Source organism: Streptomyces sp. NPDC088350 (assembly GCF_044753545.1).
Classification (GTDB): domain Bacteria; phylum Actinomycetota; class Actinomycetes; order Streptomycetales; family Streptomycetaceae; genus Streptomyces.
Window position 1 is genome coordinate 168,418 of the sequence record NZ_JBIVNL010000010.1, and the last position, 18,873, is coordinate 187,290.

The window sequence follows — 18,873 nt, forward strand, 5'->3', positions numbered from 1 at the left end:
AGAACGGCCTGTCTCATCCTCCCGGTACGCTTGGTGTGAGAGCCGAGGGCGGAAGGGGGGTAGTGACGTGAACGAAGAGGGTCGGTTGCTGCCTCCGTGGCTTGAAGATGAGACTTCTGAGATCCCTGCTGACCGCACGACGCCGACGGACGCCTCGCGGGACGGCGGGCTGGGCGCGTCCATCCAGAGCGGAGTCGTGGCCGACGTTCTGAGCCGAGCGTATGCGGCCGCCGCGCAAGAACTGCAAGGCCAGCGGCGATGTGAGACTTCGGCAGCGTTCCGGCCGATGAACCCGTGCCCTGCCTTTGTCTATCGGCACGAAGACCGAAGCGTGTCTGTGCGGGCGCGGGAAACGGTGCGGGCGGCGTCCCTGTTCGACCTCTACCAAGACCTGTCCCGATGGCGAAGCCGCCCTTCGATTGGCCGCTTCGGTATCGGGGCCAGGACGGTGCTGAGTGCCCGAGAGGCCGTCGACAGGGATAACGGACTGATCATGGCGGTGGCCGGATCCGGGAAGTCCGCCGTGATGAAGAGCTTTGTGGCGGGGCTGTGGAGCCTGCTGCGAGGCGAGACGGTCTTGCTGCCGATGAACGACTTCGACTGCCTGAGCAACAACATGGATTTCCTGCGCACCGAAGAGCCCCGATCGGGGAGCGAGGGCGTGCCCTGGCAGCGCACCGTCTACCGCCTCGGTCGGGCCATCGGGCTCACGCGTCGCGAAGCGCGCAACATCAAGAGCCTCTTGCTCGCACTGATCGGGCTGCGCGGTGTGGCCATCCGTGAGCACAGGGACAGACTCGCCCAACTCGGTTCCAGGGGACTGGTGTACCTCCGTACAGCCCTGACGAGCGCGAGCACGCGGAATGCGCCACCGCGTGACGCCGTCGTGCGGATGCTCGGGAAGACCGGGTCTCGAAGCCTGCCGCCTATGTACCGCACAGCGTGACCTTTTTTTGACTCTGAGGTCGCGCCCGGTCCGCGGCCTGGAGAAGACAGCGCATGTACATGCAGGTTGTGAGACTGCTGCCGGAAGATGCGGCAGAGTGGGTGGGCTTCGCGCTCCTTCTGTTCGTGTTCACCCTGTTCGTGACCGTGGTGATCGCACTGTTCCGTGCGGACAGGAAGGACGTCGTGGACGTCATCGAGGCGGCGGCGAACTGGCTGCCATGGAGGCCGAGGAAGCGGAATCGTCGATAACGGGTGAGGTTCCGACGCCCCGTCGCCCAAGGTCGGCGCGGGGCGCGGGCCCACCGCCAGCCAGACTCAGGCCCGGCGCAGTGCGACGACGTTGTCGGGCAGCGATGTCGGAGCGGTCTTGGCGTGCTCCTGGACGACTGCGGGTGCCTCGCGCTGACCGGAGATGATCTCCTCCATCAGGTCGGAGGCCCAGCCGCCGGTGAGGGCGGTGAACAGGTCGGGCGTAGGCCGTTGCTCCAAGCCCCGTTCGGTCATAACGGCGAGGAGACGGGGTCGCTCGGGTTCCAGGTCGGCCCACCCGGGCTCCTGGACTCGCCAGGTGACTCCTGTGTTGGGATCGCGACGCGCGGAGAGCTGCTTGAAGAGGCCCGTGGCACGGTGCTCCTCGATGAGTCCGAGGTGCTTGCCGTGCGTGATGATCGCTGCGAGCGACATCTTCCAACGCTCCTTCAGTGGCATCAAGGACGTGAGCGTGACGGCACCGGGCCACTCCTCACGCAGCATGTCAGCGGGTAGCAGGAACTCGTTGGCGAAGCGGTTGGCGGCATCTTCGTCCACCTCGCCCGTGGCTCCGCGGTGCAGGATCAGGTGGCCGGCTTCGTGGGCGATCGACCAACGTGTGCGCTCCCAGGAGTTCACCGGCCGAGCGACGATCAGGGGTTGCTCATGAAAATCCCCACCCCATACGGAGAAGGCGTCGTGCCTGGCATCCGGCATGTCGACGTCGGCGACGGCGACGGGTACGCCGGCGCGTTCCAGCGTGTGGATCACGTGGGGGATCGGCTCGGATTCGGCAAGGTCGAGCGCATGACGGGTGAGTCGGGCCGCCTCCTCGGGACTGATGTCCTGCCGGAGTGCCATAGGCAACCGGAGAGGCGGCTGCGTAGCGTGTTCGCCGAGGGCGCCCACCAGCTCGACGATCATCTCTGCCAGGGTGGTCAGAGCGTCGATCTGCGCCACCTTGATCGATTTCTTGCTGCGGAACAGTAGAGAGCCGCGGTGAATGGGGAGCCCTGGAGGCTGGGAGAAGAACTCGGCCGGAAATCTCAAGCGGGTCGCGAGAGACCTGAGCTTGAGGCGAGGCATGTCCGTGGACGTCGAGCGTTCCAGCGCGGTCCACGCAGAGGGAGACATGTCGAGCATCTGCGCGAGAGGCTTGATCGGGCTGTGGCGGATCGTCCGCGCCTGCCGGACGCGATATCCGTAGACGGCGATCGTCTCAGCCACAGCACCCATCTCCATTGTCTGTCCGTGTGGGGCTACGCCTGAGGCGGTGTATCCCCTGTTCCATCGGCTTCCCGAGGACGACGTCGGCTGACCAGGTTGCCGAAGTCGTCGCTCACCGCGCTGGCGGCGGTCGCAACGTTAGCGTCCTTCAGGCTGGCGAGAAGAGGCACCTCCGTGGAAGCACAGACCGTCATCGGGGAGTGGTTCAGTTCCTCCAGGTCGTCCACGATGACGGCCCTGAAGTCGGCCATGAGGTCGCTCGGATCGATGTGCCAGACGAGGACCGGGATCAGGCCGGAGTCAAGGCCGTCGCCGTCGGCGTCGAAGATCGGGGGCTGATGGATGTCGGGAGGCCGGTACGCCGCCGCATTAAGAAGGGGCGGTTCCTTGGTCTTACGGACACGTACCTCTTGGCCGGTGAGCTTCTCCCGGAGACACACTGAGCGGTTCGGCTTCTCCACGAGAGTGAAGTTGCCGGACAAGAAGACAGGGTTGTCGGCGGCGAGCAGGACGAGATCACGCATCTCCATGGCCACCACCGAACCCTCCACCTTCTTGGGAGTCGGTCGCTTCTTCCGCTCGCTCTTCATGGCGACAGCGAGGCCCAGTTCGCAGTACTCGCGCATCCGTGCCAGGTCCACCGCGTTGCGCTCCACGAACGCATCGAGCCACGACTGTGGGTTCATGGATGAAATTTTCGCGATGAACCCACATCCCGTCAACCCTGTTGTGTAGAAGTCCAGTTGGTGCAGAGCCCGACGGTCCTCGGCTGACGTGAGTTGCCACAGGTCAAAAGGGTGCGGCCCTCGGCGGTGGGCTTTCTAAAGAATCTTGTGAGCCTTCTGAGAGCTGTGAGGCGGGGCTATACGCCCCTATCTCGGACGAGGCTGCGTTCTTCCTCGTGCATGATGGGCTGCGCGGCGCGGGGGAGAAGGAAGGTCCCGGTGAGTGGCCGGAGCGCCGTTGATCCCTGGGAGCGGCAGAGCGGTGAGTCCCCTCAGGCATTCGAGGCGTTCGCCGTGTACCGCGACTTCGGGCCGGCGCGCAGTGTCACGAAGGTGGCACGGGAGTTGGATAAATCCCGTGCGCTGGTGGGTCGTTGGTCGCGGCAGTTCGCATGGGTGGTGCGGACGACGGCGTACGACCGGGAGCAGGACCGGCTGTTCCTCGCGGAGCAGGCGCAGGCGCGGCGTGAAATCGCCCGCAGGCACGCGAAGTTGGCCCAGGCCGTACAGAGCAAGGCGGTGGCGCGGCTTCAGGCGCTGGACCCTCGGGAGCTGACGCCGTCAGAGCTGCTGCGCTACATCCAGGTCGCGGCGGAGATCGAACGCCGGGCCGTGGGCGAGGTACCCGAGGCCGGGACGGGCGAGGAGCGGGACCAGGGCGCGGACGTGAAGGCGTTGACGGACGAGGAGCGTCAGGCCCGGATGCTCCAGCTCCGTAGGGAGTTGGAGCGTCGGTTGTCGGAGGGCGCCCAGTGAGCCGGGGCCGGGCCAAGCGCCGGATGGTCGAGGACTTCGCGGACCCGTCGCTGATGACCGACGATCAACTCTGGTCCGAGGTCGCCGAGTTGATCGGGGCCGATGAGCTGTCGGCGCGGCGGTGGGCATGCGAGGTGGTCGGCTGTGACGGGCTCCCCCATGAGGGGTGGCAGCATCACCACGCCCGTGCCGCGCAGCGTCAGCCGCTGTGGCTGTGGACGGTGTGGCTGCTGCTCACCGGCCGTGGCTGGGGCAAGTCGCGTACGGCCGCGGAGGCCGTACGCGAGTGGGCGAAAACGCCGGGGTCGCAGATCGCCGTGATCGCGAGAAACGCCACGCTCGTGCGGGACATCTGCTTCGAGTCCCCGAAGTCGGGCCTGCTGTCGGTGTTCCCGCCGGAGGAGGTCGCGAAGTACAACTCGTCGCTTGGTGACACGGTCCTCAAGCTGACGAACGGCACGTTGATCCGTGGCTTCGGCGCGGAGACACCGGACAACTTGCGCGGCTGGGCGTTCGACAAGGCGTGGTGCGACGAGTACGCGGCCTGGTCGCGGCATACCGCGCAAGAGGTCTACGACATGCTGTGGTTCTGCCTGCGCGAGGCCGACACCCCGCAGGTCGTCATCTCCACGACCCCGAAGCCGCTCCCGCATGTGAAGCGGCTCGTCGAGCGTGGCCGTACTCAGGAGAAGGCCCACCAGGAGGGCGGCTTGCCACCGCGGGTGGTGTTGACCCGCGGGCACATGCGGGAGAACGACGCCAACCTGTCGGCGGCGGCTCGCGAGGAGTTGGAGGAGGAGTACGCCGGCACCCGGCTGGGGCGCCAGGAGCTGTCCGGCGAGCTTCTGGAGGACGTGGAGGGCGCGCTGTGGAAGGGATGGATGCTGGAGGTCGAGGGCTTCCGCCCTCGGCCCGAGCATCTGCCCGACCTTCAACGGGTGGTCGTCGCGGTCGACCCGGCCACGAAGTCCCACGAGAACGCGGACATGACGGCATTTACGGTGGCGGGACGCGGATTCCCGGTTGAGTCGATGTACGGGGACGAGCGGCCCCGTGGGTATCTGCTGCACGCGGAGCAGGACCGGTACACGCCGACGCAGGCGATGAAGCGGGCCGCGACGCTGTATCACGAGCATCGTGCCGACTGCGTGGTCATCGAGGCGAACAACGGCGGTGACTACTTGCCCGCGCTGCTGGAGCAGGTTGACCCCACGGTGAACTGGCGGATCGTTCATGCAACGCGGGGGAAGCGGGCTCGGGCGGCTCCGGCCGCTCAGCTGTACGAGCAGGTGCGGGTCCATCACGTGGGGGCGGCGCGGGTGTTCGCGGAGCTGGAGGAGCAGATGACGACGTTCGTCGGGCAGGGGGAGACGGAGGATTCGCCGGACTTGCTCGACAGTGCGGTGTGGGCGCTGTGGGACTTGTTCCTCGACCCGACGATGCCGCCACCGCGGCATGGTGGTGACCAACGTCTGAATGGGCGCCGTTGAGAGGGAAAGTATCTCTATCTGAAATTCCTAGAATGTAGAGTACGGCGATTCGTAGGGGTGCGTGATTGTCGAGAATCCCCATGTCGATTGCGTGGAATTTTCTGGGTGCACGGTTAGCATCTGCGTCCGTGACTACAAGGAATGCGCCGGTACGCGACCGAATCAGGAAGACCCTCAAGGCTGCTAGGACCTCTGAGCCCTACCCTGTGTGGATGACCTGGCGGTCGCTCGCCGTTAGGGTTTACGGCTACGGACACCACACAAAAAGTGATATTCAGAACATTCGCAGAGCGGCGGAGCAGATGTCCGACGTTGAGATGCTGCGCTTCAGGGAAAACGACAAGCATGCTGGCGCTCGGATTTGCCCCACCTCGGAGGAGAGCTGGATTCTGGGGTACGTGATTGATGAGTACTCGGACACGATGAATGGAGTTGACTACACTTCCTATAAGCCTCCGACTTCCGACCATATTCTTGAGGCATTCAGAAAAGGATGTCATCAGGAGAGGCCGATCGGAGTCGACCTGCGACGTGTAGTCGCGCTGGTCAACAAGAGCTGCAGGACGGCGATCGATCCTTCGGAGCTGATGTGGTGGAGAGTCGGTTTGGAGGAGCGGAGGCAGCATGAACGCCGATCGCTACTCCGTACGATGCATCGAGCTCTGGAAGGACTCTGCGTTGAGAAGGAGCGACGAGAGTGGGAAGCACGGCAAATCAACTTCGGGCCTGTGCGGGTGGATCCTTTGACAGTGACGGAGTGTCCTACGTGTCAACGAAGTGTTGAGCCGGGGTATTTTCCGGTGCAGCGATCCAATGCGCAGTCTTCAGTAGAGGCGGGCGAGGTACCGCTATTGGATAAATTGAGCTCTAGCCCCGTCCTCTAGGCGGCCACGATTCACACGAGGTGTGTGCCGGTGATCCCAAGGGGCAGGGTGAGCGTAGGCCGGTGACAGGGCGGACTATAGGCTGATCGATGGCGCGGGGCTGACGTCCGGAGGAACCCGTGGGCCTACGCCAATTCGTGATCGACGCCTGGTCGTGGCTGGATTACAAGCCAGTGATGGTTGCTGCTGGCCGTTCGGAGAGCCGCGCGTTCCCGGAGCTGGCCAGAACGTGGGTGCCGTCGCACGAGTTGCGGCGGTTGGCCGCGTACAAGGTGCTCGCGTCGTACGACAACAACCAGGCTGGCCAGCTCTCTGCGGCTGGTGGTGACGCGGGCGCGTTGGAGCGCCGGGAGCTCGGCGACGCGGCCAACCTCGTGGACACCGCGCTCGGTTACCTCCTGGGTTCGGAGCAGAAGGTCGTGGTCGAGGGCGCGGAGCACGCCGACGACGAGACGCCGACCCCGGGCGTTGCCGAGGCCGCTGCGGCGCAGGAGCGGTTGCGGACGTGGGCAGACAAGGAACTGCTGACGTTTCGAGTGCAGCAGGCGGAGAGAGCGGCGGTCCTCCTCGGCGACAGTCTCATGGTTCTGGCGTGGAACCCGGAGAAGCGGCGGCCGACGCTGCGGGTCTACGATCCGGGGTTCTTCTTCCCACAGTGGGACGACGAGGACGACGACTTCCCCAGCCGCGTGCATCTGGCGTGGGAGCTGCCGGCAGACGACGACGCCGGGTTGAAAGCCCGGGTGCGCCGAGTCACCTACGAACTGGGTCCTATCTCCGAGGGCGCCGAGGAGTCCGACGGGGGTGGGGTACGGCAGTATCCGTGGGAGTTGGGTCGTAGTTCCAACGTGACGTGTTACCTCACGGACGCGGAGTGGCTGCTTGATGACCTGAAGAGCGGTGAGACGCTCGACCGGCTGCCAGTGGGCAAGGCGTCGTACCGGGTACGGCCGGACGGTACGGAGTTGAACCGGCTGGACCTGATGATCGACTTCGTTCCGGTGGTGCACTTCGCGAACACGATCCCGGACGGCGGGGAGCACTGGGGCCGTTCGGTGCTCGCGCGGGTGTTGCAGGCGCTGGACGAGTTGGCGGCGACGGACTCGGACAGTTCGGCGGCGTCGGCGACGACGGGTACGCCGATCATCGGGCTGGCGGGTGCGCGGTTGCCGGTAGACCGGGCTACGGGTCAGCCCAAGGAGCTTGAGGTCAAGGCCGGAGCGGTTTGGCAGCTCGGCGAGACCGGGCGGATGGACGCGCTGGACACCTCCCCACAGTTGGCCGAACTGCGGGCGAGGGTGGATCACCTGCTGGAGCGGATCGCATCGAACTCTCGGGTGACGGCAGCCGGATTGGGGACGCTGGATGCCACGGAGGTGCCGTCGGGGTACGCGTTGAAGCTGGCGTTGGGGCCGTTGGACGCGTTGATCGGGATGATGCGCTTGGCGCGGGAGCACAAGTACCGGTTGCTGTTCAAGATGGTGCAGCGGCTGTATCAGGCGGGGCGGGCGGAAGGTTGGCCGGCGGGGGAGTCGCTGCCGACGAGGTTGGCATGGGCACCGCACACACCGACGGACCGAGGGGCGGTGCTGGAGGAGGTCGTGTCGGCGTACGGGGCAGGGGTGCTGTCGCTGGAGACAGCGGTGGCGATGCTCGTAGAGGCGGGGTATCCGATCGAGGACGCGTCGCAGGAGGTGGCGCGGATCAGGGCGAAGGCCGAGCAGGAGGCCGCGATGCGGGTCGCGGAGGACACTGCTCGGCGCGGGCGCGACGAGGACGCAGAAGACGACCAGCAGGAGGAGGGGCGATCGGCGGCGTAGGGAACGGGCGTGTGGCTACGACGGGATCGCCGCAGAGCGAGGCGCCACTACGTCGGCGAACACGGTGCGGACATCGGGTACTTCCACCGCAGTGATGTCGACGCCAGCGGTTTGGGCGGCCTGGAGGACATGGGCTAGGTCGCCGCTGGCGATCGTGTGGACTGGGCACTGCGTGCACTCCCCGCTCGGGGCGTGTCCTTGCTCGGCTGCGGAGACCGCGCGGGTGTGCGCGAACACCTCGTACGGGCCATCGGCGCGGACTGCGTGCCAGGTTCCGTGCTGCTCCTCTGTCGGGAGGCTCGCGGCGATGGCCGGATACATCGGCAGATGGATGCGGCCATCGTGGACGCGGATCACGAAGATCTGATCCAGGTAGTCGCAAGTGTCCGGCTCCGGAGCTTCGCGCTCGAACCAGGCGACGGCTTCTGCACGGGTGCCCGGTCCCCATAGGTACTGCGACGGGAACTGTGTGGTTGCGTGTCGAGCGTCGTACTCCATCAGGTGGGGGTCCTCAAGTTCGCTTGGATAGAAGGCCGCGCGCACTAGGACGTAGGTGTATTCGTCGTTGTCTTCGCGTTCGTGGGCAAGTTGGGCGGCGTGGCCCGCTCGCACTGAGCCGGTGGTGTTGTTCCAGCGGATGGCGACCACGTCGCGTGTGATCGGGGCCGGGTGGAGCCGGCCGCCCGGGGTTGGGTGGCCCCACAGGTGGTTGATGAGTTCCATCAGGTCGGACAGGGTTCTGTAGGCCTCGAAGGGGTCGAGCAGGTGGTAGGTGCCGTGAGCGGTCAGGTTCCGCAAGTCCCTCTTGGCCCGCTCGATGTGCCGGTTTCGCTGCCCGCGCAGCAGTCCCTCGCGCCGTGCCCAGCGCAGCAGGTCTTCCAGCACGCCGCTGAACCCGGTCCAGGCGTCTGAGCTGCCCATGCGGATCTTTGTCCCGCGAACCTTCTTCTTGTACTGGTCGTAGAAGTCTGAGTAGGTGGTGTAGACGATCTGATGCTCATCCCCGTTCCTGTCCTGGACGGTGATCGTGCCGTTGTGGTGAGCGGCGAACCGGTCACGTAGTGCGTGTTCCATGGTCAGCCGTGCCGCGTCCGCGACCAGGGTGAAGAGCTCGTAGCACAGCAACCCTTGCCTGTAGCCCGCGCACAGCTGCTCGAACTTCTGCCGCGTCGTCTGCGCCACGTCGTCGGCCAGGACGAGGTTGGCGAGCAGGCGTTGGTGATAGTCCGCGGCGTCCTCGGGTTGCATGGCTCCACCGAGGCCGAGGGGCGTGAAGTGAAGGACACGAGGGTCCACGGTTTGGAGCTGAGCGAGGGTTTGGTCGTTCGACGTGGTCACGGGTGAAGACCCTTCTGGTGCGAATGTGGCGAACAGACCAGGATCGGGTCTCTGCCTCAGTCGGCGCAACCGGATTGAGTGGGATGCTCTGACGTGATCCACCACTGCAGGCGAATGGGTTCAACTTGCCCCGGATGTCAGTGGGTTCTGGCACTCTTCGATCCATGTTTGCTCTCGTGCGAGGCCGCATCGTCGCGCATCAGCGCAAGGTAGCCGATGCGAAGATCAAGAGACTGCGTGAAGACGTTGAGACGCTCGGGATCGGGCCCGTGCCGGGGCCGTTGCGCGTGGCCTTGCGAATTCGATATCACACAGGCCCCCTCTTCTTTTTGATCTTGGCCCCTGTGACCTTCTTCCTGTTCATCCTGTGTGGTCGGCTCGTGATGGGTACGGCTGCTATGGCTTTTCCTGAGTACGCCCATTACCGGCAGCTCAGCAGGGCCGCTCAGGACGCAGCGGCATGGAGTTGGCCGGGTGTGATCAACTTCTTCGGTCCTCTCTTGGGTTTAGTCCTGACATCCCTGCTTGTGCGTCGGGCGGCGGTATTAACTGGATGGCTCTTCGACGTCAAGGCAGGCAGCTTCATGTGCCTGAACACCTGGGTCGAGCTCATTCATCGATGTGCCGACGTCGTTCGTGCGCCGCGGATTCGAGATGAGCACTACACGTCCAGTGTCAGTAACTCCGTGGGGCGGATTTACAAAGCCAGGTCCATGAGGGGCACCGTGGGGGTTTCCTCTTGGCGACGGCGCAGGGTGATGCGTGAACACGCTTTTCGTGTGGCTGACGCGATGCGTGCTGCGGAAGCCCAGTTGGATGTTGACCCGAAGGAGGCTGCCCGGCGCATAGCCGCTCTGACGTTGAAGATCAGCAATCGATATGTGGAAGGACGAGTCGGCGCGCTCTTGGACCAGAGTGATCTTGATGATGTCCCTGTGATTGAGAAGCGTTTCGAGGCTGCGAAGCTGGCCATATCTGCTCTCTGTATCGCGGGTGTCGCTCTCGGTGCGCAGGCTCTGGGACTCCCTATACAGGTGAGTGTGATGACTTCCGTTGTGGTAGTGGCGGCGGTGTTCCGCAACACGACGATCACAGGGCTGAGTGCGCTGGCATTTCTCTATCCCTTCCTCTTTCCTGCGAAGTAGTCCTGGATTTGCTGATCTTGGCGTCGAGTCCGTGTTGAACGGCCATGGCAGGTGGTTACACTGATCTTCAGCGCGGGGGCGCGCTCTGGAGGAGATGTATGGTCCGGCCCCTGCCACCCCGCCACCGTCCTGTTGGGTTCCGTGATGACGGGCGGCCGATCTACCCGGTTCTCGGTGCCTCGTCGGAGGACGAGAGCAACGACCAGCTCGACGACGCGGCCGATTCCGGCCAGGAGCAGCAAGTCACCGTCACCCAGGACCGGTTGGGGAAGATGCTCACCCGGGAGAAGGCGCAGGGTGAACGGGCCGCGGTCAAGCGGCTGTTGGCCACGCTCGGGTTCGACTCCCCGAAGGCGCTTAGCGAGTTCGTGACCGAGCAGCGGGAGGCCGAGCAGGCCGCGCTGTCGGAAGTCGAGCGCCGTGAACAGGCTGCCCAGGAGCGGGAGTTGCAGGCCGCTCGTCGTGAGGAACTGGCCGCTGAGCGGGAGCGGGCGGTTCTTCGCCGGGGTGCCCTGGTGGCGCTCGGCGCTGAGGGCGACGACCTGGTGGACGCGGAGCGTCTCCTGGCCGTGGACGATGAGGACGCGGATGAGGCGCAGGTCCAGTCGGCGGCCGAGGCCCTGCGCGCACGCCGCCCCGAACTGTTCGGGGAGGTCCGTACCCCGGTGCCGGCGGCTCCCGCGGGTGCACCGGCCGGGCGCGGCCCGACCCGTACGACTCCGGTGTCGAAGCCCGGCTCGGCCGGGCTGGAGATGGCCAAACGCCGGGGCCTGATAGCCGAGTTCAGCGACACCGCCGCCCGCTAACGCCCGGGCGCAGATCACTTGGGGACCACGCCCCTTTCGACTTCGTGGACGACATCGCCTTGGTGGGCGGTGTGCGGAATCTGACCGCAGCGTCCATGGAGACACGCACATGTCCATCCAGCCCGTATCGAAGTCCGAGTACACGACCGCCAACCGCGAGTGGCTGGCGTCCCTGCACGGCACCGACTCCGTCGACACGATCACCCTCGACCTGCCCCTGTTCTGCGAGGGCACCCACTTCGTATGCGGCGACGGCTGCGACCCGTACGGCCGGGTCCTGTCGGGTGTGCCGGTCGGCCGGGTCGCGGAGTCCGGCCTGTACGGGCCGTACGACCCGGATGCCCAGTGCGGCCGTCAGATCCTGCGCGGGTTCGTGATCGCGGAGGCACCGTTCGCGCCGGGGCAGACCCGGGTGCCGGCCGCTCTGCTGTGGCACGGCGCGGTGAAGGCGTCGAAGGTCCCGGGCGGCATCGACGTGTCCCAGCTGACGTGGCACCCGCGGGCCGCGCAGATCCGCTTCGTGTGAGCGGGGGTCTGTTGTGACGATTCAGGACCTGCTCAAGGACGTCTCGGCGATGGACCTGACGGCGTTCGCCCGCGCGATCCCGGCCCCGAAGGACTTCCTGCTCACCCAGACGATCTTCCCGACCGTGGAGATGCGGGAGGTGAAGTGGCGTACGAGGGACTCCGGCCGGTACGTGAACGCGGCGAAGTACCGGGCGTTCAACGCGTCGGTGCCGTTCGCGACCCGTGAGGCGTGGCAGACCTCCCGCGAGGGCGCGCTGCCAGCCCTGGGACAGAAGCTCGTGGTGTCCGAGCAGGAGCAGATCCTGCTGGAGGCCTCCCATGGTTCGGATCAGGACCGGCTGATCGACTTGCTCTACGACGACGTGGAGCGGCATGTGGAAGCCATCCGCTCCCGGCTGGAGCTGGCTGCCGGCGATGTCCTCGTAGACGGCAAGTTCGAGCTGGTGCAGGAGAACGGGCTGACGCTGGAGGTCGACTGGAACGTCCCCGCCGAGAACATGCCGGTCGCGGCCCGCCCATGGTCGGACCCGGCCTCCGACCCCATCGCGGACGAGCTGCGGTGGATCCAGCACCTCGACGACATCGGCGCTCCGGAACCGGAGATGGTGGTCAGCAGCCGGAAGGCGTTCTCGTTCCTGGCGGCCAACAACGCCTACCGGGCCGCGTATTACGGGTCGGTGAGCCCGTCGGCGACACCGACGGCGACGTTGACGCCGCAGCAGATCAACGTGGTGCGGGGCAACTACTCGCTGCCGCCGATCCAGTTCTACAAGGCGCAGGTGCGGGTGGACGGCAAGCCTCGCAAGGTGCTGCCCGAGGACCTGTGGATCCTGGTGCCGCCGGAGCGGGAGAAATGGGCGCAGACCCTGTTCGGGGTGACGGCCGAGGCCCTGGTGCTGTCGCGCGGCTCGAACCCGGAGATCGTCCGGGAGGACGCGCCCGGCCTGATCATCACCCGCGGGGTGCAGGACGACCCCGTGCAGATCTGGACCAAGGGCGCCGCGGTCGGCATGCCGGTCATGCACACCCCGGACGCGCACATCGTGGCGAAGGTGCTGTGATGCGTGACCGTAGGCGGCTGAAGGCCGCTGTCTACGTCAAGGACCCCACGACGTATGAGGAGTTGATCCTGCTGCCGGGCGACAACCCGGAGCCGGAGATCGCCGACCTCGTCACGAACCCCGACGCCTGGGACGCGCCACCGCCCCCGAACGACAGTGAGCCCGAGCTGCCAACTGGTGCTGAGTCGGCCCCAGTTGATGGAGCCGATGGCTCGGAGGAGGATCCCGGACCGACCAGCGGGACGGGTAAGAAGACGCCCGTACGCCGGTCCCGTTCGGCGGCCGGGTAATACGCTCACTGCGCGGTGCGGAGCCGGCTCACCCCCGTACGGCTCCGCATCGCGCCTCACCCCGAGGATGTGCACCCGTGGACGAGTTCCAGCGGTCGTGGCTGCTCGCGCAGGTCGGCCCGGACACCGACCCGGCCGACCTGGAACGCCGCTTCTTCCGACTGCGCTCGGCGCGCGCGGTCGCCCTCGAAGTACTGGGGGAGCGGCGCGCCCGTCTGCTGGCCGATCCGCTGAAGGTCACCGTCGACGGCGTAGTGACCATGGACTTGCAGGAGAACCTGCGTGGCATCGAGCGGCAGATCGAGCAGGTCCGCCAGGCCGTAGCTCCGGATGAACCGAACGACGAAGGCGAAGCGGCGGAGCCGGTGATGATGGTCGCGTGGCTGACTCCCGCGCGTCGCTTTCGGTAGGCGGCTGGGAGGCCGTGAAAGCGCAGTAGGAGGTTCGGACACCGGACCTTGAGCGTGTGCCGTCGAAGGTGCGACAGGCACAAACAATGCGGGTCACTAGTCCTTCATCAGGAGATGCAGCAGTGTTACCGCACCGATTCCGACCAGGAGAGCGGTGCCGAACGATGGGTGCTCAAAGGCCGCATAGACCGCGCCGCAACCGACGAGCACAAGCAGTACCGTTCGTTGATCTGTCTGACCGTTCATTGGTGAGGCCCCTCCCGTGTGCGCCGCCATCGGCTGCGGCGGCCTTCATCTATCCGGGTGGTGCGCTTTCCGAAGGAAATAACGACTGGAATCCGGACGGAATTTCCAACCATCCTCCCGATTTTTCTGATCATGCAGTATAGTGCCCGCCGCCGAGGGGATTCTCGACACCCTCGCGGCGGTCTGCAGCCACTACACGCGTGAGACCTGAGTCACTCAAACTCCGCTGGCGCACGCTCAAGGTCCACTGACGCAGGGCGCTGACCGTCAGACTCGACTGGGCAGGGGCATGATGCTTGAATCGAACACGTGAACGATCTGCCACCTGATCTGCCCCGCCTCCGGGTGATCTTGGCGTACCTCGATCAGCAGCTCACGGAGCAGGAGACGATCGGCATCTATCTGCGGCTTCAGCGGCGAGACGTAGAGCGTGCGATCGCCCATGCCGATCGTGCGGCCATCCCTCGGTCATCCCTCGTAGTGCCCACGAGACCGCCGTCCGCGACCCGCGCTGAGACCGGCGATCGCCCGTCTTCCGGATATGTTCTCGAACGCCGGGACCGCCGCGACGCCACCAAGGGGGCAGTCATCCACGTTGCCGACTGCGACCGGACTCCCCATGACGTGCGCCCTGTCGAGCCGGGCCTGGCTCGGAAGGTCCTGACGAACGACCGTCCGTTCTTCGACGCCTGTGAGTTCTGCCGTCCGGACACGGAACTGGGTATCGATCTGGACTGAGCCGGACTGGCCACCGAGGACGGGGTGGCGGAGTTGGCGAGGGGGCGACGTAGCTGACGCCTGCACGTAGCTACTGGTAGACCGCTCGCGGGCTACTCCGGCTTGTCCATGGTCTTGAACTGCTCGCGACTCTGTTCCAAGGGGCGGCGCAGCTCCTCTTCCGAGATTTCGTTGCGGGTGCCTCCGCCCCACTCGGTCACGTATGTGCCCATGCCTCCGGAGATGTCGTCGATTCGAGTCACGATCAGGCAGTCCCCGGCCCAATCTCCGAACTCGGGGCCCAGGCGCTCGCCTTCTCGCTCGGCGCGTCCGGAGGCCAGTCTCTTGCCGTCCTCGTCGTAGATGACGGTCTCTTCTTCGGATGCGGCCGTGCGGACGCAGCTGTCCGGTGTCGAGCCAGGAACGGTCTGTTCCTCGTCCTGCACCCCTACCGTGTAGGCGGTGAACGGGCTGCGGTCGATCCACGGCGCCCAGACCCAAAGCACGACGCCGACTGTGACGGCCGCTATGCCGGCGACAGTGGCCCACATCGGTATGCGTCGCCGGCCCTTCTCCGGGGTCTTTGTGAGCGACACCGGCGCTGGTTCCGTTACCGCTTCCCCACCCTCAGCCATGCAGTGGATCATGCCAGCTCGGGCTCTGCTCAAGGTGGTTGACTCTGCAATCCCCGCCTCGGGAGAGGCGGGCAAGCGCCAGAGACGGCTGGATAGGGTCGTGCTACACCGAGCTGGAGAGGCAGTCGCATGGCCAACGAGATTGTGATCGCGCAGACGACCATCGACGACGAGGACCAGGCAAAGGCGCTGGCGCGGGGTGCGGTTGAGAGCAAGTTGGCAGCGGGCGTTCACATCGACGCGCCGATCACCGCCGTCTACTGGTGGAAGAACGCGGTCGAGACGGCGCGGGAGTGGCGTATCTCGTACATGACGACGACAGACCGTCTCCCGCAGTTGGAGGCATGGCTCTCCGAGCAGCACCCGTACGACGTCCCCCAGTGGATCACGCTGCCTGTGACCGGCGGGTCCGAGGCGTACCTGTCGTGGGTTCTTGAGGAGACGACACGGGACTGAGGAACGACGTACCGCGCGACGGCGGTCGTGTTCCGAACCAGGGGATCGCTTCAGGACGCGAACTGCCGCAAGTGGTGGGCGAGTTCCCGCTCGGTGTCGGGGAGCCATGCGGCGATTTTCGCGGCGCGTTCCTTGCCCATCGTGTTGGGCTTGGCCTGTGACGCGGCCGTGAACTGGCGCGATACGTAGACGCCTTGCTCGACGTCACCTCCGCGCAGCAGGGCCGAGGCGAGATCGCCGAGGACGACGACGCCGCCGTCCGGTAGTTCGTCCCCGAGGCGACCGACCGCCGTGTCGGCTGTGGCGGTGAGTTCGGATCGCCTCAACTGCCCGTACACGGAAAGAGCCAACGAATCCATCCGGTACGGCGTCACGAAGCGGACCCACGCCTGCTCGCTGGTGTGATCCGCGAAGTCGTATGCGAAGCGTGCTCGGTCAAGCGCACGAAGCGCCCCTGCTTCGTCGCCGATCGCGGCGGCCTCCTCCGCGTGCCTTCCGAGAACCCAGGCCGCGGCCGTGGCGTTGCCGTGGCCACGCACATCTTGGGAGGCCTGGGACAGGAGTTCCAGCTTCCTCTTCGATGTCGGAGCCCCGTAGCTGGCGTAGGTGAGGGCCAAGGCCCTGAGGGGAGGATGCCCGGCCTTCGCCGCGCACTCGATCGTGACGTCGTAATAGGAACCGGCCTTGGCGTACTCGCCCAGGTCCCAGGCCACCCAGCCGGCAAGGGCGGCGGTTTCCCCGGCTGCGACGGTGAGAGCCCGTTCGTGCTCGCCGGCGTGAGGCAGGGCCGCGGTGATCGCGTCAAGGTGCGACTCAACCGTGCCTTGCAGGCGGCGGGCACTGAGGTTGAGCTCCTGGACGTGCAGGTCGGCAGCACGGTTGACGAGCGCGACCGCGGCGGGCGTGTCGATGACCGAGCCCTTGCTGAGGGCGAAGGCGAGGCGTCCCCAGGGCTCGGCAGCCGCGCTTACGCCGACGGCGGCACTGCCCAGCAGCGTGCGGCGCTTCACGTCGTCCTGATCCTCCTCGTCACGGACGTTCCCCATCCTCCGTCGGGCGCGGGCGGCTTTGGCCTCCCGCAGTAGCTCTTCGAAGGGGACGCCGGAAGCCACCGCGATGTGGGCGAGGGTGTGGTTCGTAGGGATGTTCTCGAACTTCTCGTAGCGGCTGATCTCTCGGCGGGTCAGGGTTTCCCGGCCTGAGGCAGCGTTGATCGCGTCTGCCTGCTGCTCTTTCGTCCGGCCTGCGTCCTTGCGGAGCCGGATCAGCAGTTCGGCGAACGGATCCGTCATGAGTGTGACCTCTGTTGTGGGCGGATTTCAATCATGGCCTCAATTCCCCCGGAGTTTCCCCCCTTGACAGATTTTTCCCCCTCTGGATTCCCCTGGCAGACGACTTCGTAGCGCGGTGCGATGGGCCCATGACCACGTTCCTTAAGTCGGATGACCGAGGCCAGCCGGTGCTGCTCTGGAACGAGATCAAGTTAGGCGGCCATCTCCTGCCGAATCCGGTCCAGGGCATGGCCCGCGACTTCCCTGATCTCCGGCAGCTGGTACTGCGCCGCGCGCACGATGCGTTGCAACTGGTGGGGAAGTCGCTGGCGGACTGCTTCGTCGACTGCGGTGTGCAGGGACTGTGCGGCGCTGCCTGGGTCGTCGGCGGCCAGCCGTACCTGGGCCACGGTGATGAGCTCGATCACGCGCCACTGCGGGGCGACGGTAGTTGTCGGTACAGGACTGCCCTGCTCGATCAGTTGTATGGCGATGTCGGTCCTCTCGGTGGCCATCAGCCCTCGCAGGCGGATCTCGTGCAGGGCGTAGGGGTTGAACAACGAGGTGTGGTCGGTCTCTTCGAGGAGTCGGTTCGTCTCCCGCATCGCCTCGTCGAACAGGGGCTGGTTCCGGAGGGCGCCGGCCGCACGAGCGAGCAGCGGAAGTACGGCTGCTTTCGCCTCGTTGTCCGGTGCGATGGCAGCCGCGTGCTGCAGACGGTCGACGGCGGCTCCGTGGAGGCGGGCCTTACGCAGTTCGTTGCCGTGCATGCGCAACACGTAGGAGGTGAAGGGCGGTTCGCCGAAGTAGCGGGCGATGTCGATGCTCTTCGCGGTCCAGTGCGCGGCGGTGCTCAGCCGTTCCTCCGGCAGGACGTTGCCCAGGGCGACGCCGAGGCCGACACGGGCTCGGGCCAGGAGGTGCAGGACATCCCGTTCCGCGTGTCCGTCCTCCATGCGGGCCTCCAGCCGGGCGACCAGAGGCCACAACTCGGCGACGGCTTCGGAGGCATGTCCGGACTGGCGGGCGATCTCGGCGAGGCGGACCGTGGACTCGCCGAACTGGAGCATGGCGCGGTGGTCGGTGTCGGCTGGATCGGTGACGCCGACGATGTGCGGAGGAAGACACAGGGCCTCGGCGATGTGCCGACGGGAGCCGATGTCTTCAAGGCTCCGTTTGCCGAGTTCGAGGAGCGAGATGTACGTCTTGTCGTAGCCGAGGAGCCGTCCGAGTTCGGACTGGTTCATGCCGTGCACGGCACGGTGGAAGCGCAGGATGGCTCCGAGATCGCGGGACGCGAGGACTGCCTCGGCCTGCGGAGTCGCCCAGTGCCACACGGTGTGTTGCGAGCGCCGCAGGACCATCGAACTGTCCATGTTCCGTCACATCCGTGCGTACCAGGCGGCGATGGACTGCTTGTATCCGTCCGGCATCGTCAGGCCGGGCACTTCGTCAGCGGTGAACATGCCGAGCTGCTTGTGCTCGTGACTCACCACGGGGGTCTTGTCCGGGGTATGGACGATGCAGCCGTAGGTGACGATCACGACTCGCCTGTCCGGCATGGCCACGGGCAGGGGCTGGTAGATCCACACATCCAGGAGAGGGCCGGCCTTGACCGCCCAGCCGGTCTCCTCCTCGATCTCTCTCTCCACTGCGAACTCTGGTGTGGCATCGGAGAGTTCGAGTCGCCCTCCGGGCAGTTCCCACTCCTCGCGTTCGTTCTTCAGCAGCAGTACGCGTCGCTGACCGTCCACGGCGACGCCCTTGACGGAGACGGGCCAGGTGGGGGGCGTGTACGCCATCTCTCTCCTCGGATTGCACGTACGGCCGGGGGCGATCGGAACGTAGCACGTGGCCTGAGGCGCGAGTTG

The 18,873-nt window shown here is 66.0% G+C and carries 21 protein-coding genes; 14 read left to right on the plus strand and 7 right to left on the minus strand.

Annotated elements, in window-relative coordinates; all coding sequences use genetic code 11:
- The first annotated feature begins 67 nt into the window (after positions 1-67).
- Positions 68-946: a hypothetical protein gene (locus tag ACIQBL_RS33075; RefSeq protein ID WP_401948237.1), complete on the plus strand. Its 879-nt coding sequence runs from the start codon at positions 68-70 to the stop codon at positions 944-946.
- Between the two features lie 53 nt (positions 947-999).
- Positions 1,000-1,197 (plus strand): hypothetical protein, encoded by a 198-nt coding sequence (locus tag ACIQBL_RS33080; protein WP_401948239.1) that lies wholly within the window; start codon positions 1,000-1,002, stop codon positions 1,195-1,197.
- Between the two features lie 66 nt (positions 1,198-1,263).
- Here ACIQBL_RS33080 and ACIQBL_RS33085 read toward each other — a convergent pair whose 3' ends face one another.
- Both ACIQBL_RS33085 and ACIQBL_RS33090 read right to left on the minus strand, forming a co-directional pair.
- A complete protein-coding gene (locus tag ACIQBL_RS33085) occupies positions 1,264-2,424 on the minus strand; it encodes an ImmA/IrrE family metallo-endopeptidase (RefSeq protein ID WP_401948242.1) in 1,161 nt (386 codons plus the stop codon).
- Positions 2,425-2,456: 32 nt separating this feature from the next.
- Positions 2,457-3,080 (minus strand): hypothetical protein, encoded by a 624-nt coding sequence (locus ACIQBL_RS33090; RefSeq protein WP_401948245.1) that lies wholly within the window; start codon positions 3,078-3,080, stop codon positions 2,457-2,459.
- A gap of 288 nt (positions 3,081-3,368) precedes the next feature.
- Here ACIQBL_RS33090 and ACIQBL_RS33095 point away from each other — a divergent pair, with 288 nt between their 5' ends.
- From ACIQBL_RS33095 to ACIQBL_RS33105, 3 genes are all read left to right on the plus strand, one after another.
- Positions 3,369-3,905, plus strand: a complete 537-nt coding sequence (locus ACIQBL_RS33095; protein ID WP_401948248.1) for a hypothetical protein — start codon at positions 3,369-3,371, stop codon at positions 3,903-3,905.
- The gene (locus ACIQBL_RS33100) at positions 3,902-5,395 is read left to right on the plus strand and encodes a terminase large subunit domain-containing protein (RefSeq protein ID WP_401948250.1); all 1,494 of its coding nucleotides are present in this window, start codon (positions 3,902-3,904) and stop codon (positions 5,393-5,395) included. Before ACIQBL_RS33095 ends, ACIQBL_RS33100 begins: the two co-directional genes overlap by 4 nt.
- Before the next feature lie 1,060 nt (positions 5,396-6,455).
- Positions 6,456-8,099, plus strand: coding sequence for a hypothetical protein (locus ACIQBL_RS33105; protein ID WP_401948253.1), 1,644 nt, complete (start codon positions 6,456-6,458; stop codon positions 8,097-8,099).
- Positions 8,100-8,114: 15 nt separating this feature from the next.
- Here the strand turns inward: ACIQBL_RS33105 and ACIQBL_RS33110 are convergent, their stop codons facing one another.
- Entirely contained in the window at positions 8,115-9,347 is a 1,233-nt protein-coding gene (locus ACIQBL_RS33110) for a hypothetical protein (protein ID WP_401948256.1), read from the minus strand.
- Between the two features lie 254 nt (positions 9,348-9,601).
- On the opposite strand from ACIQBL_RS33110, the gene ACIQBL_RS33115 reads away from it, so the two are divergent.
- The 8 genes from ACIQBL_RS33115 to ACIQBL_RS33150 all read left to right on the plus strand — a co-directional run bounded on the left by ACIQBL_RS33115 (position 9,602) and on the right by ACIQBL_RS33150 (position 14,661).
- Entirely contained in the window at positions 9,602-10,582 is a 981-nt protein-coding gene (locus ACIQBL_RS33115) for a hypothetical protein (protein WP_401948259.1), read from the plus strand.
- 98 nt (positions 10,583-10,680) lie between these two features.
- Positions 10,681-11,388: a hypothetical protein gene (locus ACIQBL_RS33120; protein ID WP_401948261.1), complete on the plus strand. Its 708-nt coding sequence runs from the start codon at positions 10,681-10,683 to the stop codon at positions 11,386-11,388.
- Between the two features lie 109 nt (positions 11,389-11,497).
- Positions 11,498-11,914, plus strand: coding sequence for a head decoration protein (locus ACIQBL_RS33125; protein WP_401948264.1), 417 nt, complete (start codon positions 11,498-11,500; stop codon positions 11,912-11,914).
- Between the two features lie 13 nt (positions 11,915-11,927).
- Positions 11,928-12,977, plus strand: coding sequence for a major capsid protein (locus ACIQBL_RS33130; protein ID WP_401948266.1), 1,050 nt, complete (start codon positions 11,928-11,930; stop codon positions 12,975-12,977).
- The gene (locus ACIQBL_RS33135; RefSeq protein WP_401948269.1) at positions 12,977-13,267 is read left to right on the plus strand and encodes a hypothetical protein; all 291 of its coding nucleotides are present in this window, start codon (positions 12,977-12,979) and stop codon (positions 13,265-13,267) included. Before ACIQBL_RS33130 ends, ACIQBL_RS33135 begins: the two co-directional genes overlap by 1 nt.
- A gap of 77 nt (positions 13,268-13,344) precedes the next feature.
- Positions 13,345-13,677 carry a hypothetical protein gene (locus tag ACIQBL_RS33140; RefSeq protein WP_401948272.1) on the plus strand — a complete coding sequence of 111 codons (333 nt, stop codon included), beginning with the start codon at positions 13,345-13,347 and terminating at the stop codon, positions 13,675-13,677.
- Between the two features lie 54 nt (positions 13,678-13,731).
- Entirely contained in the window at positions 13,732-13,929 is a 198-nt protein-coding gene (locus ACIQBL_RS33145; protein ID WP_401948802.1) for a hypothetical protein, read from the plus strand.
- Between the two features lie 303 nt (positions 13,930-14,232).
- Entirely contained in the window at positions 14,233-14,661 is a 429-nt protein-coding gene (locus ACIQBL_RS33150) for a DUF6233 domain-containing protein (protein ID WP_401948274.1), read from the plus strand.
- A gap of 92 nt (positions 14,662-14,753) precedes the next feature.
- Here ACIQBL_RS33150 and ACIQBL_RS33155 read toward each other — a convergent pair whose 3' ends face one another.
- Positions 14,754-15,275: a hypothetical protein gene (locus ACIQBL_RS33155; protein ID WP_401948277.1), complete on the minus strand. Its 522-nt coding sequence runs from the start codon at positions 15,273-15,275 to the stop codon at positions 14,754-14,756.
- 129 nt (positions 15,276-15,404) lie between these two features.
- Here ACIQBL_RS33155 and cutA point away from each other — a divergent pair, with 129 nt between their 5' ends.
- A complete protein-coding gene (gene cutA, locus ACIQBL_RS33160; RefSeq protein WP_401948280.1) occupies positions 15,405-15,731 on the plus strand; it encodes a divalent-cation tolerance protein CutA in 327 nt (108 codons plus the stop codon).
- A 50-nt stretch (positions 15,732-15,781) separates the two neighbouring features.
- On the opposite strand, the gene ACIQBL_RS33165 is transcribed toward cutA, so the two are convergent.
- The 3 genes from ACIQBL_RS33165 to ACIQBL_RS33175 form a co-directional block, all read right to left on the minus strand.
- Positions 15,782-17,023, minus strand: coding sequence for a helix-turn-helix transcriptional regulator (locus ACIQBL_RS33165; protein ID WP_401948282.1), 1,242 nt, complete (start codon positions 17,021-17,023; stop codon positions 15,782-15,784).
- 191 nt (positions 17,024-17,214) lie between these two features.
- Positions 17,215-18,378, minus strand: coding sequence for a helix-turn-helix domain-containing protein (locus ACIQBL_RS33170; protein ID WP_401948285.1), 1,164 nt, complete (start codon positions 18,376-18,378; stop codon positions 17,215-17,217).
- A gap of 6 nt (positions 18,379-18,384) precedes the next feature.
- Complete coding sequence (locus ACIQBL_RS33175; RefSeq protein ID WP_401948288.1) at positions 18,385-18,804, minus strand: NUDIX domain-containing protein; 420 nt, start codon at positions 18,802-18,804, stop codon at positions 18,385-18,387.
- Between the last annotated feature and the right edge of the window lie 69 nt (positions 18,805-18,873).

What these genes read in the sequence shown, in the direction of transcription:
- ACIQBL_RS33080 (WP_401948239.1), top strand. Translation starts at nt 1,000, where the DNA reads ATGTACATGCAGGTTGTGAGACTGCTGCCGGAAGATGCGGCAGAGTGG.
- ACIQBL_RS33105 (WP_401948253.1), top strand. Translation starts at nt 6,456, where the DNA reads ATGGTTGCTGCTGGCCGTTCGGAGAGCCGCGCGTTCCCGGAGCTGGCC.
- ACIQBL_RS33110 (WP_401948256.1), bottom strand. Translation starts at nt 9,347, where the DNA reads ATGCAACCCGAGGACGCCGCGGACTATCACCAACGCCTGCTCGCCAAC.
- ACIQBL_RS33115 (WP_401948259.1), top strand. Translation starts at nt 9,602, where the DNA reads ATGTTTGCTCTCGTGCGAGGCCGCATCGTCGCGCATCAGCGCAAGGTA.
- ACIQBL_RS33120 (WP_401948261.1), top strand. Translation starts at nt 10,681, where the DNA reads ATGGTCCGGCCCCTGCCACCCCGCCACCGTCCTGTTGGGTTCCGTGAT.
- ACIQBL_RS33125 (WP_401948264.1), top strand. Translation starts at nt 11,498, where the DNA reads ATGTCCATCCAGCCCGTATCGAAGTCCGAGTACACGACCGCCAACCGC.
- ACIQBL_RS33135 (WP_401948269.1), top strand. Translation starts at nt 12,977, where the DNA reads ATGCGTGACCGTAGGCGGCTGAAGGCCGCTGTCTACGTCAAGGACCCC.
- ACIQBL_RS33155 (WP_401948277.1), bottom strand. Translation starts at nt 15,275, where the DNA reads ATGGCTGAGGGTGGGGAAGCGGTAACGGAACCAGCGCCGGTGTCGCTC.
- cutA (WP_401948280.1), top strand. Translation starts at nt 15,405, where the DNA reads ATGGCCAACGAGATTGTGATCGCGCAGACGACCATCGACGACGAGGAC.
- ACIQBL_RS33165 (WP_401948282.1), bottom strand. Translation starts at nt 17,023, where the DNA reads ATGACGGATCCGTTCGCCGAACTGCTGATCCGGCTCCGCAAGGACGCA.
- ACIQBL_RS33170 (WP_401948285.1), bottom strand. Translation starts at nt 18,378, where the DNA reads ATGGACAGTTCGATGGTCCTGCGGCGCTCGCAACACACCGTGTGGCAC.
- ACIQBL_RS33175 (WP_401948288.1), bottom strand. Translation starts at nt 18,804, where the DNA reads ATGGCGTACACGCCCCCCACCTGGCCCGTCTCCGTCAAGGGCGTCGCC.